This window comes from Coleofasciculus sp. LEGE 07092 (assembly GCF_015207375.1).
Lineage (GTDB): Bacteria > Cyanobacteriota > Cyanobacteriia > Cyanobacteriales > Coleofasciculaceae > LEGE-07092.
The window spans coordinates 1-16,276 of the sequence record NZ_JADEWY010000134.1 but is presented as its reverse complement, the minus strand read 5'-3'; the positions used below and the strand labels follow the sequence as shown (position 1 = coordinate 16,276).

Annotated in this window: 16 protein-coding genes and 1 pseudogene; 6 read left to right on the top strand and 11 right to left on the bottom strand. The window is 45.7% G+C overall.

The features are described from left to right. Positions 1–47 precede the first annotated feature (47 nt). Positions 48–1,162: pseudogene (locus tag IQ257_RS24530) on the bottom strand (IS701 family transposase). Between the two features lie 8 nt (positions 1,163–1,170). After that, positions 1,171–1,725, bottom strand: coding sequence for a hypothetical protein (locus tag IQ257_RS24525; RefSeq protein WP_193879100.1), 555 nt, complete (start codon positions 1,723–1,725; stop codon positions 1,171–1,173). Between the two features lie 161 nt (positions 1,726–1,886). Here IQ257_RS24525 and IQ257_RS24520 point away from each other — a divergent pair, with 161 nt between their 5' ends. Beyond that, positions 1,887–3,110: an RNA-guided endonuclease InsQ/TnpB family protein gene (locus IQ257_RS24520; RefSeq protein WP_193879097.1), complete on the top strand. Its 1,224-nt coding sequence runs from the start codon at positions 1,887–1,889 to the stop codon at positions 3,108–3,110. Between the two features lie 145 nt (positions 3,111–3,255). Here IQ257_RS24520 and IQ257_RS24515 read toward each other — a convergent pair whose 3' ends face one another. Continuing rightward, the gene (locus IQ257_RS24515) at positions 3,256–3,753 is read right to left on the bottom strand and encodes a low molecular weight protein-tyrosine-phosphatase (RefSeq protein WP_193879094.1); all 498 of its coding nucleotides are present in this window, start codon (positions 3,751–3,753) and stop codon (positions 3,256–3,258) included. A gap of 236 nt (positions 3,754–3,989) precedes the next feature. Between IQ257_RS24515 and IQ257_RS24510 the strand changes: the two genes are divergently transcribed. After that, positions 3,990–5,357, top strand: a complete 1,368-nt coding sequence (locus tag IQ257_RS24510; RefSeq protein WP_193879091.1) for an SGNH/GDSL hydrolase family protein — start codon at positions 3,990–3,992, stop codon at positions 5,355–5,357. An 85-nt stretch (positions 5,358–5,442) separates the two neighbouring features. Here IQ257_RS24510 and IQ257_RS24505 read toward each other — a convergent pair whose 3' ends face one another. The 3 genes from IQ257_RS24505 to murC form a co-directional block, all read right to left on the bottom strand. Then, complete coding sequence (locus tag IQ257_RS24505) at positions 5,443–5,787, bottom strand: YbaB/EbfC family nucleoid-associated protein (protein WP_193879089.1); 345 nt, start codon at positions 5,785–5,787, stop codon at positions 5,443–5,445. A 155-nt stretch (positions 5,788–5,942) separates the two neighbouring features. Then, entirely contained in the window at positions 5,943–6,920 is a 978-nt protein-coding gene (murB, locus tag IQ257_RS24500; RefSeq protein ID WP_193879086.1) for a UDP-N-acetylmuramate dehydrogenase, read from the bottom strand. Positions 6,921–6,999: 79 nt separating this feature from the next. Further along, positions 7,000–8,535, bottom strand: a complete 1,536-nt coding sequence (gene murC, locus IQ257_RS24495) for a UDP-N-acetylmuramate--L-alanine ligase (RefSeq protein ID WP_193879083.1) — start codon at positions 8,533–8,535, stop codon at positions 7,000–7,002. A gap of 255 nt (positions 8,536–8,790) precedes the next feature. Between murC and IQ257_RS24490 the strand changes: the two genes are divergently transcribed. The 3 genes from IQ257_RS24490 to IQ257_RS24480 all read left to right on the top strand — a co-directional run bounded on the left by IQ257_RS24490 (position 8,791) and on the right by IQ257_RS24480 (position 10,988). Next, positions 8,791–9,318, top strand: coding sequence for a nicotinate-nucleotide adenylyltransferase (locus IQ257_RS24490; RefSeq protein WP_322744457.1), 528 nt, complete (start codon positions 8,791–8,793; stop codon positions 9,316–9,318). Between the two features lie 156 nt (positions 9,319–9,474). Then, positions 9,475–10,491 (top strand): type I glyceraldehyde-3-phosphate dehydrogenase, encoded by a 1,017-nt coding sequence (locus tag IQ257_RS24485; protein WP_193879080.1) that lies wholly within the window; start codon positions 9,475–9,477, stop codon positions 10,489–10,491. A gap of 173 nt (positions 10,492–10,664) precedes the next feature. Beyond that, positions 10,665–10,988: a hypothetical protein gene (locus IQ257_RS24480; protein ID WP_193879077.1), complete on the top strand. Its 324-nt coding sequence runs from the start codon at positions 10,665–10,667 to the stop codon at positions 10,986–10,988. Here IQ257_RS24480 and IQ257_RS24475 read toward each other — a convergent pair. The 5 genes from IQ257_RS24475 to IQ257_RS24460 all read right to left on the bottom strand — a co-directional run bounded on the left by IQ257_RS24475 (position 10,966) and on the right by IQ257_RS24460 (position 15,059). After that, the gene (locus IQ257_RS24475; protein WP_193879074.1) at positions 10,966–11,964 is read right to left on the bottom strand and encodes an AAA family ATPase; all 999 of its coding nucleotides are present in this window, start codon (positions 11,962–11,964) and stop codon (positions 10,966–10,968) included. The two genes, IQ257_RS24480 and IQ257_RS24475, sit on opposite strands and share 23 nt — an antisense overlap. 135 nt (positions 11,965–12,099) lie before the next feature. Next, on the bottom strand, positions 12,100–13,254 hold the full coding sequence (locus tag IQ257_RS24470; RefSeq protein ID WP_193879071.1) for an AAA family ATPase: 1,155 nt from the start codon (positions 13,252–13,254) through the stop codon (positions 12,100–12,102). Positions 13,255–13,293: 39 nt separating this feature from the next. After that, positions 13,294–13,416, bottom strand: a complete 123-nt coding sequence (locus tag IQ257_RS30875; protein ID WP_265584561.1) for a hypothetical protein — start codon at positions 13,414–13,416, stop codon at positions 13,294–13,296. An 11-nt stretch (positions 13,417–13,427) separates the two neighbouring features. After that, positions 13,428–13,979 carry an NPCBM/NEW2 domain-containing protein gene (locus IQ257_RS24465; RefSeq protein WP_228060993.1) on the bottom strand — a complete coding sequence of 184 codons (552 nt, stop codon included), beginning with the start codon at positions 13,977–13,979 and terminating at the stop codon, positions 13,428–13,430. A gap of 126 nt (positions 13,980–14,105) precedes the next feature. After that, the gene (locus tag IQ257_RS24460; protein ID WP_193879068.1) at positions 14,106–15,059 is read right to left on the bottom strand and encodes a metallophosphoesterase; all 954 of its coding nucleotides are present in this window, start codon (positions 15,057–15,059) and stop codon (positions 14,106–14,108) included. Between the two features lie 196 nt (positions 15,060–15,255). Between IQ257_RS24460 and IQ257_RS24455 the strand changes: the two genes are divergently transcribed. Next, complete coding sequence (locus IQ257_RS24455) at positions 15,256–16,248, top strand: hypothetical protein (RefSeq protein WP_228060992.1); 993 nt, start codon at positions 15,256–15,258, stop codon at positions 16,246–16,248. The last annotated feature ends 28 nt before the right edge of the window (positions 16,249–16,276 follow it).

Here is a 16,276-nt window from a genome sequence, read left to right as displayed (position 1 = left end):
CCCTCTTCTGTCACTTTCCGAAATGAGCTAGTAGTTAATCAGTGAAATCATCCAGAAGCATAACAAGGTTTAAATTGATTCATTGCAGCCATTAAATGATTGAATCCCAGCAATAAATAACGATTAGGAAAAATATCTAACCAAGGATAAATCAACCAAAACAGTAAGAGGGGTTGGATAATTAGACGCAGATTATTTAAAGTATTCTTCCAGCCGCTTTCCTGGTTCCACTGTTGATGATTAGAAAAATCGACCCCACTATCTTTCTGTCCCTCAGTTTCAATTTGACGAGATTGATTTAAGCCTAAAAAGGCTGGAGAATTTAAACTAATCATGGTGTAAACACAAAAAATAATTTCCCACCACCTCTCAATGTGCTGGAAATTAGTAAAACGATAATCTGTCCAACCCAATTCTTGTTTGCACTGTCGAAAACCATATTCTACCCATGTTCTTAATCCATAGAGGTCGCCTAAAATCTTCTTCAAGTTTCCTTGGAGATTTGTCATAATGAACGAAGTAGAATTTTCGGGCATATTTTCTGGGTCAGTAGTTATTTCCCAGTAAGTTATGGCTGTTCTTTTACCATATTTAAGCCTGATTCAATTAACTCTGTAATCATTTCTGACGCTAATTCTATTTTCGTTTTATATTTATCTCCTTCTTTCAGCGTTCCTTTGGGTTTGAATACTTTTACACTTAATGGAAAAGTTATGTTAGAGTAAACTCCATAGGCATTTACTGAAACTATACCCCGATCTACCTTGCCCACACTTCCTAAGTATTGTCTGGCTACATAATCCGTTTTTTTACCTTTTTTTCTATCTCCGGTTTCATCTATTACTACTGTAATCGCATTTCCCTCTAAGGCTTTCTTTATGTTGTTTAATCTTATCAGTCTTAATTGCTCTACTGACCAATCTGAATTCGCTAGAAAATGATGTAATGACTGGGCTGAGTTTATACTCACCACTTTCCCGATCTCGGGTAACGATTTTCTTTTAATCGTTGATATTATTCCTAAGTGTAAATATTTGAAGCATTCGTAATTTCTTACTTCTTTAAATAAGTCTTTATACTCGGCACAATATTCATCTACGACCGCAACGGTTTGATGGGCGTCTCTTGCCAAATGTTTCAGAATTTGTAATTCTACATCCATTGTCCTACTTAGCTTCCAGAGTTTTTTCTTTTAATCCCTTTATTCAGAATACTCGGAAAGTGACAGAAGAGGGATAGTACTTCTGCTGAAATAGTTTCGCTTGCAGGCAATGAGAAAGTTTCTAACAGTTTTGTGCTAGAACCCTCGCTATAGAAAGAGAAATTCCAGACATTTGGATTTGAGGTAGATGTCTGTTTATCCAATACCAAAGAATAACCATAGTGGTAAAAGCCACCTCCCATTTCAATGCGTGAACCACTGGAATCGAACTCATAAAATGCTCCACCAATGTGATGCAACTCTGCTGGTAACCATGCACTATCAATTTCTCCTTCTGGAAACAATTTGGGATCTGACTGGGAGTAAAGAACCAGTGTTCGTCCTACAGATTCATATACTTCCGGTTGTTGCATATATTCTTCATTACGGCTAATTTCACGGTGCATTGCATCAGCCCAGAGAAATACTGTGGCAATAGGGGCAATATAAGCTACAGTACCTATCACTAACAGGCCGAATAGAATGAGACTAATCTTTACAGGAAATGAAAATTTCTTGTTCATCAGAGTAAAGTTCAAGTTAACTTTTCGCCGGGAAGTCCCCCGCTATAGATGTACCCATCTTAGCGGCGGGATGAAAGGCAGGGAAATTGGAGGAACGGAAATTTCCAAATCTTCCTGACAATCTTACTGTGAAGTGTATAATACAGTAAGGAGGGATTAAGATGGTACACAAAGCGGTCAAGGTTCGACTTTATCAAACATTAGAGCAACAAGTGCTATTGTCTCAACACTTTGGTTGTGCTAGATGGTGGTGGAACTACGCTCTAAATAAGTCAATCGAGACTTACAAGGAAACTGGTAAAAGCCTTGGTCAATCAGCACTTAATGCCTTTTTGCCGAAACTTAAAAAAGCAGAAGAAACTATATGGCTGTCTGAATGCTACAGCCAGGTTCTACAAGCAACGACTCTCAATCTAACAACAGCCTACAAAAACTTTTTTGCAGGACGTGCTAGGTTCCCTCGTTACAAGTCGAAGCATGGCAAGCAATCAATTCAGTATCCTCAAAACGTTAAAGTGCTTGATGGGTTTGTTCAGTTTCCTGGCAAGGTTGGCAAAGTTAAAGCTAAGTTGCACAGAAAGATAGAAGGAACAATCAAAACTGTAACGGTCAGTTTAGACCCATCAGGAAAATACTTTTCATCAATACTGACCGAAGCCGAGGGGGAAAATCCAACGGTTTCGACTGATGGCAAGGTGATTGGGGTTGACTTAGGATTAACTCATTTTGCTATCACCAGTGATGGCAGCAAGATTTCTAAATACAACAATCCCAAGCACCTTGCCAAACACGAGAAAAACCTCAAGCGCAAGCAGCAAAAGTTAGCCAAAAAACAGAAAGGAAGCAATTCAAGAAACAAAGCCAAAAAGACTGTAGCTAAAGTGTACGAACGGGTAACAAAATCCCGTCAGGATTTTCTACATAAGTTATCAAGAAAACTCGTCAACGAAAACCAAGTTGTCGTAGTAGAAAATCTTAATGTCAAAGGCATGGTACGCAACCTCAATTTAGCTAAAGCAATATCTGATGTTGGATGGGGAACCTTTGTCAATTTCCTGGCTTACAAGCTAGAAAATAAAGGTGGCAAACTTGTTGAGATTGACCGTTGGTTTCCCAGTTCTAAGCTCTGCTCTAACTGCTACTACCAGATTGATAAGTTGCCACTTGACGTTAGAGAGTGGACTTGTCCTAATTGCGGCACTCGTCACGACCGTGATGGTAATGCAGCAACGAATATTAGAGCAGAAGGCATCAGAATGCTACAGACGGATGGAACAGCCGTCTCTGCTAACGGAGGGGAAGTAAGACCAAAGTTGGGACGCAAGTCCGTTCTAAGGCATTCCCCCACGATGTTAGAAGCCTACATTATAGTCGCTTCGACTTAGTGTAGGTAGTTCACGAAGTCAACAATCTGTTCGGCTACTCGAAATATATCGGCAAATTAGGCATCAGGGAGAAGTTGTCGCCGTTGGGTCGAGCAGCACCTCCAAGTTTTGTAACTGCATCTATACAATTCCCCATCCCCCTGTCTCAAACCGACTTTTTCCCAGTCAAACGGTAAGTTGTAGTAACATACTGCAACAATCCCTCGCAGGCATCCACCAGTAAATCAATAACTCGGTCAAATCCGTCGGAACCACCGTAGTAGGGGTCTGGAACTTCTCGTTCTGGATGGTGAGTGGCAAAGTCGCACATCATCCGTACTTTGTCCTGGTATTTTCCAGTGGGGTCAAGGGCAAGAATATCCCGATAGTTGTCCTGATCCATAGCTAATATCAGATCGAAGTTTTCAAAGTCTGACGTTTGAAACTGCCGCGCTTGACCTTTAAGCTGAATGCCTCGACGACTAGCAGCGGCTGTCATGCGTCGATCGGGGGGAGAGCCAATGTGATAGCTGGAAGTACCGGCTGAATCGCAAATAATGCTGTCAGTCAGACTCCCTTGCTCGATCAGGTGATTCATCACGTTCTCGGCTGAAGGAGAACGGCAGATATTACCAAGGCAGACAAAGAGTAACTTGCAGGGCATAGGTATAATATTTAGCTTTGTACTGATTGCGGACTGTTCAATATCAGCATTGATGATCACTGCTGACCGCTCAAAGTATAATTGTCAATCCCTATCATTGTCAGTTTCTAGCTGATGAAGGCGTTCAGTCTGATAACGGAACCGCTTGATGCTGCTGTTTTGGTCATCGGTCACGTTTAACGTCCAATGACAGAGGACTCTCTCCCCCATGTATTGTGATTTAAGGAAAGTTTTTGATGTTCAAGTCGCGCTACAGCACCTACCGAAAGCGCAAGCGATCGCTACCCCTGCTGATGATGATCATGACTATCCCTCTAGTCTTGATTCTTCTAGAACTGTCGGCTCGACTTCTAGTTGGCGTTATGGATAAAAATGCTGAGTTAGCCAACTACGAGGGTGAACCAGCCATTGTGAATGTCTACCGCCTTAAGTTTCTTAACGAAGCCCAAAAACCCTACGATGCTTTATCAAACCGAGGGCGACTGGCTGCCCAACGCAGTCTAGCGGTCGGCTATCGTTTAATGGGAAAGCAGCAGAGCAATTTCTGGCAGATTAACGAACAGGGTTTCCGCGACGACGACTCAGTTCCCCTGCTCAAACCCAAAAATGAAATTCGCATTTTTCTGCTGGGGGGTTCTACCGCATTTGGTCAATGGAATCCCAGTAACCAAGCAACCTTAGCGAGCCAATTAGAAGCACGTCTCAATGAACGAATAGCCCAGCAGAGACGTTCCCCAGAAAAATACCGACCGGCAGAGCTGCCCTTTTACAAACCTGACCTTGCCAAAGCCCTCGCCCTGCCATCTAAGATACGAGACGGTCAGTATCGCGTCATCAATGCTGCCGTTCCTGGCTATACTTCTGGTAACGAGTTGGCTCAGTTAGCCCTCCAGATTCTGCCTTACAAGCCGGATGCGATCATCGTTTTGGATGGATACGGTGATTTACTTCTGCCGAGCGATCGCATAGCAGCAGATATTCCCCACGCCGAAGCGTTTCTCAGCAATGCACCCGGTCATTTTTGGACGCATTTAACCCAGCAGTTGAAATATGCGATCGCAGACACCTATTTAGTAAAAGCTACTCAATACTGGCTATTGCGTCCTCAGTTGTCTGCCAGCCGACTGAGTTTAGCAGCAATGGATGAATCAGCCCCCCTAGACCATTATCTTCCCACTGACCCTACCGAACTTGAACGTCGAGTGACTCGTTATAGCGATTTCCATAAGCAAATGGTTCGCCTAACTGCCGGAGCAGGCATTCCTCTGGTTATTGCCCTACAGCCAGAAATTACTGGACGGGGTACAAAGCAGATTTCAGTTCGGGAACAAAAAACCTTAAATGAACTCGGTTCAGCTTATCAGCAACGGGTACAGGTGGGTTATGGCGAATTGGCACGAGTGATTCAACAACTCCAGAAGGCATTTCCAAAAAATGTGAAAACCCTAAATTTCTATCAAGTTTATGAAAACTTTCCCGAGCTAGCGTTCTTAGACGCCATTCACTTAACAGAAGAAGGAAATGGCGTCCTGTCTGAACGTCTATACCATACCCTCACGGCTTTACGGAAGTTACAGGTGCCGCCATCAAGACCACTACCTTAGGGACTAGAGATGGGCGGCAAAAGTTTTTTCATGGGGGGGAACGGGGGAGCTGAACAGGGCAGAATCTTAACTAATCCTGCTTTTTTTACATTCCTGGAAGATTCAGTCCACTAGTGAGTTCTTCCATGCGTTCCCTCATTGTAGCTGTAGACCTGTCGTAGGCATCTCTCATGGCTTCCGTAACCGTGTTTGAGAGCGTTTCAGCTCCCTGGTTGAGAGCATCGCCAGAAATTTCTACTCGCAGGGGTTCTTGGTTGCCGCTCATCACAACTTTGACAGTGCCATCGCTTGATGAACCCTCTATTTCCATTTGCTCCAATTCCTCTTGAAGCTGTTTAGCACCTTGTTGCACCTGTTGGGCTTTTTTGAATGCCTCGGTGAGTTCCTTCATCTTGCCTAAACCGAAGCCGAATCCTTGTCCTTTGGTCATAATTGATTGACTTTATTTCAAGTGGACGGGTGTATCGTTGCTCAGTCTTAATCTTAGTACCGCTCGAGCCTATACGACATTTTCTCCTATCCTGCCACCACTCACCTACCCTGCGGTGATAGCACAGGACTTCTCATCCCCAATCTGCCACAGCCTTAAACAGTCTGAAACTCTCCTAAAATTCTCACTTCAGGTTCTAAGCAGAGTGACCAATGCTGTTCGACTTGCTCCTGAATGTGGTGGATGAGTTGAAAAATATCCCTAGCTTTGGCACCGCCACAGTTAAGGATAAAGTTAGCATGGCGTTCGGCGATTTGAGCGCCACCGATTTGATAGCCTTTAAGACCGAGCTGTTCGATTAACCAGCCTGCGGCATGGGATTCAGGATTGCGGAAGACACTACCGCAACTGGGTAAGTGATAGGGTTGAGAATTGCGTCGCTGCTCTAAATGCCCGGTTGTGGCTGCTCGCACTTGTTTGGGATCAGCACCAGGTTTTAACTGGAACGTCGCCTGGGTTACGAGACGATTGCTACCTTGCAGGATAGAGGTGCGGTAGTTAAAGTCTAATGCTGAAGGCGCTAGCACTTCAACCCGTCCAGTTGGCAAGATAGTTTGAGTGTTAACCAGCAAGTCAGCCGCACAGCTCTGGTGAGCACCAGCATTCATGACGACAGCACCGCCAACTGTGCCGGGAATACCGACAGCCCATTCTAAGCCTTCCCAGCCATGTTCTGCTGCCAGCCATGCTAGACGGGCAATGGGAACCCCAGATCCGGCTGTCACTTGTCCAGTCTCGAATTCAAAGTGAGTAGAGCGGAGATGACGAGTACAGATGACCAAACCAGGTAAGCCGCAATCGCTCACTAGCAGATTAGAGCCGGCTCCCAACAGGGTTATTGGTAACTTTCGGCTATAAGCCCACTCGAAACTCGCTTGCAAGTCTTCTATTTTTCGGGGTGCAACGTACCATTCTGCCGGACCTCCCACTCGAAAGGAGGTGAGGCTGGCTAAGGATACCTGAGATCGAACGAGGCAATCGGTTCCTGGTAAGTAAAGCTGGGGCTGGTAAATAGTCTTCTTTCTGCTAAACATACCGGTTACACCGGCTGGTGAATCGTAGGACAGGGTCATGGTATTAAATACACGCCACGAGAATAACGATTGGTCTTAGGTAAATGAGGTAGAACGGGATTATTCGGCTTTTTCTGACTCAATGATGTAATGTCATTGTGCGGTCTTGGTCTACCGTTTGGTAGAAGTCTAGAACCTTAGGAATGATCTGATTTAGATTACCAGCTCCTAAGAATAGGACAAAGTCTCCGGGTTGGAGGAGTTGGGTAAGACGCTCCAAAACAGAGTCTAGCGTTGGCTGGTAATACACCCGTTCATGGTGAGCTGCAATCGCCTCTCGTACTTGTTCGCCCGTAATTTGACCCGCGCTGGCTTCACCAGCACTGTAAATGTCAGTGACAACGACAAGATCGGCATCGCCAAAAGAATTAGCAAATTCTTGTAAGAATGTCAAGGTTCGGCTATAGCGGTGGGGCTGAAAAACTGCCACAACTCGATGGGGCGGTTTTACCTGCAACCGCGCAGATGCTAGGGTTGCCTGAATTTCACTGGGGTGGTGAGCATAGTCATCGATAAACCTGATGCCATTGCACTGACCTCGAAGCTCAAATCGGCGTTTGGCTCCTTCAAAGGTCGCGAGTGCCTCGGCGATAGTGTCAAAGTCCAAACCCAAATGCCGACCCACTGCCACGACTGCCAAAGCATTACTGAGATTGTGTTTACCCAACAACTTCAGTCGCAGCTTACCTAAAATGCGATCGCCTTCCCACACTTGGGCGGTAGTGCCATCGGCTTGATACTCAACGCGATCAACACTGTAGTCAGCATTGGCGTTCCGCCGCAGGCTGTAGCTGATGGTAGGAACTAATCGGGTGCGCAGGGTTTCGCAATCGATACATCCGACTAAGGTTTGACAGTGATCGGCAAAGATTTGGAAGGTTTCAACAACCTGTTCTAAGCTCTCATAGTGGTCGGGGTGATCCAGTTCGATATTCGTAATCACGCCAATGGCAGGTGCAAGCTTGGTTAACGAGCCATCCGATTCATCCGCTTCGGCAACCAGATAAGCTCCTTCACCGAGGCGGGCATTGCCCTGCCAAGCATCCACTTCCCCACCCACGACAATGGTTGGGTCTAAACCTGCTTTCAGCAGCAAGTATCCCATCAAACTGCTGGTCGTTGTTTTACCATGGGTTCCGGCAACAGCAATACTTTGGTAGTCCCGAATCAACGCTGCCAACAAGTCTGAGCGATGAAAAATTGGGTAGCCTTGTTCTAGAGCTGCCTGGTACTCGGAATTAAGGGTATTGATGGCACTCGAACAGATGACTTGGGGAAAAGCTGAGGACGGTTTGTGATTGCACAGGGACTGGCTCGCTTTCGAGGAACTTTCCATCGTTGTCAGCATCGGGCTGATGCCAACCGCCGTGGTTGATAAACCGGTACAGATCGACTCGGACGCTGATTGGAAAAACTCTAAGTTGGTTGCCTTCTGCTCTCTGAAAAGATGAGCGCCGACGGCTGCCAATCGTTGAGTAATGTGCGTAGAACGAATGTCCGAGCCAGATACGGGCAGTTGGCGCTTGGCTAGAACATAGGCGAGGGCTGACATTCCAATTCCACCGATGCCGATGAAATGAAACGGCTTACCACTAAGATCAACAGTATTAGGCATCTTGACTCCTTACACACCACACCACACAAGCCTACAGTGCCAATAACACGCGCTATCATATCAAGAATTGATTTTTCAAGATATAGCAACAGAGAGATTCATCAGAATTTTCTGTCAAGAGGCACTCTCTGCGATAGATCCTGTTATTGCTAGGGTAGATTGCCCACCGTATTTTTACGGAACTGGATTTTTCTATCCACAGACGGTTTTTACTATTAGACACAAGGATACCTTCTCTATCCGGACGGTTTTTCTGTGACACAACCGAGATCGGTAATTGGTATGGGAAATGTAGCAATTTTGGGTGGCACCTTCGATCCCGTTCACTTGGGACATCTGCTGATTGCTCAGACAGCGTTGAGTCAAGTGGGTTTAGAGCGGGTATTTTGGGTTCCCAATCGCCATCCTCCCCATAAAGTTGGATCACTCTACGAGCATCGACAAGCGATGGTGGCAAAAGCGATCGCAGACAATCCAATATTTACACTACCTGATCTAGAGACGGATGAAATTGGCATCGACTACGCTTTCTTGTCACTGCAAAAGCTCCAAAAGGCTTATCCCAACTGCCACTGGTACTGGATTTTGGGGCTAGATGCTTTCAAAACGCTGCCGATAGCGTCTCAGAATATCTCTTTTCATTGGCAGCTATTGCAAATGCCACCCACAGGTATTTCCTCTAGTCTGATTCGTCAGTACTGTCGTGAGCATCGTTCGATTCGTTACCTGGTGCCAGAGAGTGTTCGAGCTTATATCACAATTCATAATATTTACTCAAATTGACCCAAACCCTTGACTATCAAGGCATATACGCAATAAATCAAGGGGATTTTTCCAGCTCTTCAATCGATTACCGCTTTAGAAAATGTTCAGCTTTGCGATATGATTGGGGTCATTACAGAGTATATTTACCGAGTTTAATACAGAGGGCAAGACGCAGTGATTAGAGTAGCGATCAATGGGTTCGGACGCATCGGGCGTAATTTCGCCAGATGCTGGTTAACCAGGGAAAACTCTCAGCTAGATCTAGTGGGCATCAATGACACGTCTGACCCCAAGACGAATGCTCACCTGCTGAAATATGACTCCATGCTGGGGACGCTGAAGGCAGACATCACCGCCGATGAAAATTCAATAAGTCTTAATGGCAAAACGATTAAATGCGTATCGGATCGTAACCCCCTGAACTTGCCGTGGGCTGATTGGGGAATTGATCTCGTTATAGAATCAACTGGGGTTTTTGTTACCCACGAAGGAGCGTCTAAGCATTTAGCGGCGGGTGGCAAAAAGGTGTTGATTACTGCTCCAGGGAAGGGAGGAGGCGTCAGCACTTTTGTCGTTGGTGTCAACCATCACGAATACGAAGACAGCAAGCATCACATTGTTAGCAATGCTAGCTGCACAACTAACTGTTTAGCTCCCGTTGTCAAAGTATTACACGAACACTTTGGCATTATCAAAGGGACAATGACCACTACCCACAGTTATACAGGTGACCAGCGCATTCTGGACGCCAGTCACCGGGATGTTCGTCGGGCAAGGGCAGCCGCTGTAAACATCGTGCCGACTTCCACTGGCGCGGCTAAAGCTGTAGCGTTAGTCATTCCAGATATGAAGGGCAAACTCAATGGCATTGCCATGCGGGTGCCAACCCCTAACGTATCTGTGGTTGATTTGGTCGCCCAAGTCGAGAACGGTACAATCGCCGAACAGGTGAATGACGTTCTCAAAGAAGCGTCTGAAAAATCGCTCAAGGGCATTTTGGAATACAGTGACTTGCCCCTGGTTTCGTCAGATTACAAAGGTCATGATGCTTCTTCGATTGTAGATGCTAGTCTGACCATGGTTATGGGTGGCGATATGGTTAAAGTAATTGCCTGGTATGACAATGAGTGGGGCTACTCTCAGCGTGTTGTAGACTTAGCTGAACACATAGCTTCCAATTGGCAAAGTTAATTTACACCCTCCCAATTGTTGTAAATCTCTAGTTTGAGTATCTGGCTCGCTAATCAAGTAAAGAAGTCAAGCTTAGGATAAAAGGGGGCAGATTGTTAAAAGAGTACAAAATGCCCCCTTCTTCCGTTTTTGGGACTTCTCAGGGCTTCGTTCTCTAGTGTTAAGATAACCAGATGGCAGATACGAAGGTCGAGATTCAAGGTCAAAATGCGATCGCAGCCGCCCAAGAATTATTCTCAAATTCCGGTTTATTTGGAAGTTACGAGATTGAGGGCGAAGATGAACAAGAAGGAACATTTGCTGCCATTGCAACGATTGTTGGTATTGTTGGCGGTACGTTAGCCGCAGCCGGACAGATTCGTCAATGGTACGAGGAGCAGGAGAAAGGTGAATCGGGGCAAAAAATTGAAAAGGTACTGCTGGTATCTCCTAGTGGTAGACGATTGCCGTTAGAGAATGCCACTGTCGAGCAAATCAAGCAAATCTTAGACGATTGAAGGGCTTAGTTCTAGTTAGGGCTGGAATAATCTCGCGTTGCCATTTAGGATGTAGGTGTAATTCGATTTCATCAATCAGGACAACGCCACTACCTTGAAGTGGATCGCATAAACCAGGGCTTGCGATCGCTAAACGCCTCGCCAAATCCCCCACCATTGCTAGTAAGCCTTTCTCCCCGTCAGATAACTGATCAATGATGAGTTCTTCACTCTGTTTCTTGATAGTCATTCGCAAAGGCGAACGTCTGACTCGTAATTTTGAGAATTCTTCACCTAGAAGTGAATAGATAGCTTGCCTTACCGCTTCTAAGCGTTCATCTCGGTAACGGGGGTTTTCTCGCAATTCTTCATTTTCCACATCTTCCACAGCTCTAAACCATTGGAAGAAGCTCCTAAAACCAATATTTCCTCCATCCAATGCTTTTTCATAAGCATTTACCTGAGCAACTTTATTCTGGTTCGTAATCTCCAGATTAACTTCAGAAACTGTCCGATTGACTGGGTAGTACACTGCCAAAGGTATATTAGCTTCGGGGCTACTTTTCCAGCTATCGCGAATGATGGTAGTTACTTGCTCTAACTCCCCAAGATCCTTGTTTAGAGTTTCACTATCCTCTTTGAAGTTAAAAGACCATCTCAAGTCTGCTGAATTTTCCAATGAAATTGAAATTTCGTTTTGTGTATCGTTGTACCCATTTTTGATATCTTCTCCATTAAAGAAGCGCCCCTTGGCTCTAATCTGTTCCCATTCCCTATAGGAATCAAAACCCCACCTTTTTTTGCAACTTTCTGTGGATTGTGGATCGAATTGAATTGGTGCTATAAACTTGGATATGAGAATAGTAAGACAATCAAGTATACTCGATTTGCCTACCCCATTGACACCGATGAACACTGTTGGTTGAGTATCGTAGAACTCCAACGTCATATTGCTTATTCCACGAAAGGAGTTTATTTTGAGACATTTAACTCTCATAACTTGAACTAAGCTGATTGTAAATACTATCGCTATCAGGTCTAGCGAATTCACCCTAAAATAATTAGCCTGCGAAGGCAGGCTTTTTCTTTAGCGTCAGATGACATTAATTATTCCGTCTGGAAACCGTAACCTTTAAGAAACAAAAACATCTTGTGGATGTGCTGAAATCCCCAGTAATTCTTCCACAAAAAAAGCGTTGTCTTCATTACGATAAGGTTCGGGATGTCTGGCAATAATACCGTTCACTGTTGGTTCCAGCAGATAGATACTTTCAGGCTGAACTTGGCTGATGACTTGAGGTGAATGGGTTGTGACAATGAACTGGCAATTAGGAAATGTGCGGGTTAAGGCAGGAATAATCTCCCGTTGCCATGCTGGATGTAAGTGGAGTTCGATCTCGTCAATCAGAATAATACCGCAGCCTTGGAGTGGAGCGGCTAAACCCGGATTGGCAATTGCCAAACGCCTTGCCAAGTCACCTGCCATTGCCAGTAAACCTTTCTCGCCTTCAGAAAGCTGATCGATAATCAGTTCCTTGTCGTGTTTCTTCACCGTCATTCGCAGGGGTGTTCGTCGAACCCGCAAGTTTGAGAATCCTGGTAACAGCGAAGAAATTGCTTGCCTAACAGCCTCTAACTGAGGATTGCGATAATCGGGATCGTCTAGCCTGAATTCATTTTCTACATCTTCAAGTTCCTTAAACCACTCGAAGAAGCTATTGAAACTAATTCGTGCTCCTGTTAAAGCTCGCTCGTAGACTTCTAGCTGCTTAGACCAATATTGCTGAGAGGTATGTTGAGGAATATCATCGCAGAACTCACGATTGACATGGTAGTACACCGTTAAAGGTAGGTTAACAACCGGATTGTTGCGCAACTGATTTTTGATTCTTAAACAAATCCCTTCTAATTCCCTGACGTTACCCCCCCTAGGGCGCTCCTTAAGTTTGGAAAGAGCAATAAACCAATTGATTTCCCGTTCTTCAATGACAATGGCTATTTCATTCTGGGTTTTTTCAGCTCCATTGTTAATATCTTCTGGTCTGAAAAAACGCCGCGCTACTTTTTGCTCCGCCGTAACATCTTGCTCATTGATGAAACGTCCGGTGCCAGCCGGGTCATGAATCTCCGCCACAAAATGGGACAGCAGAACAGCTAAACAGTCAAGAATACTTGATTTTCCGGCTCCATTTAGTCCAACTAAAATAGTTGGCTCCTTCTGATTGAACTCCAGGGTCAGATTGCCAATACCACGGAACGAGTTTATTTTCAGGCGCTTGACTATCATGGTTAGAATTAGGCTGATTGCAATAAAGAGACACCCCTATCAGAACGTTTGATGTAGATACCGCTGATGATAATGCGATCGCGCAACGCTGACTTCGGCGTGAGCGCGGTGCCTGAGCCTGCCGAAGGGCAGTCGAACGCTGCTTGCAGCAAATCGCCTCAAATCTCACCCTCCTAAGGCGCAATTCCCAATGAAGCCTGCCAAAAATAAACGCGATCGCAATATTGGGATTTGCTCGAACACTCCGCTTCTATAGAAACATTGTTGGTAGTAGTGACATCCAACGACACCGATGCGGGTTGTCCTCCAGGAGAGACTGTTTGAGATTGAGCCTGTACGCCATCTAAGTAAACCTTAACAACAACATCCGGTCTCCTCCGGTAATTATCCCGCATCCCAAACTCCAAATTTAGCGTTTGGAAAATCACGTTTTGCTCGTTGGGTTGAAGCCGACAGGTTAATGCTGCCACGCTATCGCTATCACCCGCACCCATATACAGTCTCGACGTATAAACGGCTTTACCGACAGCCACATCTTCAACGCGACGTGCCCAGTTACCTATTCCCGTATCAACGCAATTGAGCCTGAGCAGAAAGGCAGAACGTTCTTGAGACTGAGCAATTTGACTGCCTTGGGGTGCCAGAGCCAAAAACAGCAGTCCACTGGCAATGATTTTCTGAATTAGCTGAGTTTTCTTGTGCATCGACAGACCAATAACACCCATAGGCGTCAATGTACATCATTCCATTAGAATTTTTGAACGGCTTCCCTAAATTGACTGACAAAAAAAGGGTATAGGGATTAGGGACGCACGAAAAAGAAACACTAGCCCCTAGACTCTAACCTCTTTTTACACCGATTGTCGCTTAATGATACCCTGATCGAACACCTGACCATCGGTGCCAATGCCACTGATAACGATGCTATTGCGATACACCTCAACGGCGGCAAAACTCAGCCGTGCCGCAGAATAAGCCGTCCACTCAGAACGCCCTATCGGTCGAGTTCCCGCCCCAGCACCACAAATCAGATAGGTGGTGCCGTTAATCAGTTGGGTACGTTCATAGCTGTGATCGTGACCATTGATATAGAGTGACACTTGGTATTGTTGAAAGAGGGGAGTTAGGGTTTGAATAAAAGCTCGGTTCACACCGTAGTGACCGGAGGAGTAAATTTGGTGATGTCCAAATACAATCTTCCAAGGGGCGTCACTGCGGCTCAGTTCTTGCTCCAACCACGGTAGCTGATTCTGCCAGTCAGCGTTGTAGTTAGTATCAAGGGCGAAAAATTGTACATCTTCCCGACGAAAGGTATAGTACCGCCCTTGCATATTGAAACCAGGGTAACGTACTTGAGGGTCGCCGTTAGCCGTGCGGATGTCGTGGTTGCCGAGGCAGGCGTGAAACTTCACACCCTGTTGTAGTAAAGCTTGATAAGGCTTCTCAAAGACGGCATCAATCTTTTCAATTTCACCGTTGTTGTAGATGTTGTCACCAGCGAGGATGATTAAATCGTAGGGATTTTGTTGATGGTAGGCAGCCATGGCTCTAGCAACAGCATATTGTCCTGTCGCACCTGTACCTGTATCTGCCACCGAGACAAAACGCAGCAGGAGTTCCTCCTCTGCTGAATTGCTCAGGGGAGTAGCTGAGGTTGTTGAGTCTGGGATGAGAGAATCAAATTCAGCTCGATCAACATCTGTACTCCAAGGCGTGCGAAGAGGAAGCGATTTAGCGATCGCTGCAATCAAACCCAAGCTTCCAAAGCCTGTTAAAACTAGAAATTGACGGCGATTTAAGCTCATAGATACCTCCTTGGGAAACAGGCAGGGGAACAAAATTTCTGTAGGGCAGGCATCTTGGCTGCTCTATCAATGGGAAATTGATTCAACCTTCGACCGAAGACAACACCGACAGAAGTGATAAATTGGCTGTAGAAGCAGCTTCCGTAAAAATCTAGCGCATTTCATGCGGACTGTTGCTGCTGGGGAGGGAAAAGAAATGTCAAGAGATTCACAAAAACAGCCAGAATCCAATCCGATCAAGGCGGAAACGCCACCGACATCTACAGCCGCCAATGACGGGGAAGCAGACGTTGAGGAAATTGGCGAGATGGTTAAAGAGCCGATTCGGAAACGGCAGCAACCCTTTTTCAAGGCTCAGACCCTTAGACTACTGCGGGGTACAATTGGTCTGCTCGAAGGCGTTGTCGAACAACTCGAGGCAGAACCTGTCAATGCACCTGCTTCCATTGCTACACCTGTACTTGATACTGCCGCAGCAACCCCAGAACCCCAAAAATCTCTACCTAAACCGAGGAAAACCCGAGTGAGGGATTGGTTTTATCCCAGTTTTGAAAGGGTTGAGGCTCTGTGGGATAGTATTTTGGATAAAGTTCGCGCCCTGCTGCCGAATGCGTGGAGTGAAAAGCTATCGGATTGGGGGTTAACTGGTGCGATCGCCGCAATTTTGGTAGTTGTCCTATTAACTACGGTGGCAGTGCTACAAGAGACACCAGCCCAGGTTGCCAAAGAAATCTTTCCAGAGCCAGTCTTAGTAAAGACTCCCCCAGAATTGAAAGCGCCAGAACCGCCGCAACCTGTGGAACCTTTAGAAACGCCAGAACTATCACAACCTGTGGAAGTGGCAGAACCTCCCTCACTAGAGCTTACCCCCGAGCAAAGTCTAATTGCTGCCATTCAAAATCAAGTTGCCGAAATTACAGACCAGTATGCTAACGGACTGATTCAATCGATCCAAGCTAATTTTCGGGGTAGCCGCTTGATTGTTACAGTGGGAGAGGGTTGGTATGACCTAGATGAACCTCAGCAACATCAGTTAGCCGATGAAATCCTGCGTCGTTCTGAAGAATTAGATTTTAGCAAACTAAACATCACTGACCCAGAAGGGACACTACTGGCTCGTAGTCCTGTTGTGGGTTCCCATATGGTCATTTTACAGCGACAGCAACAAGAGCTGGCTACAACCCTTTAAAGCCGCAATGAGAGCCTTAGATTAGCAC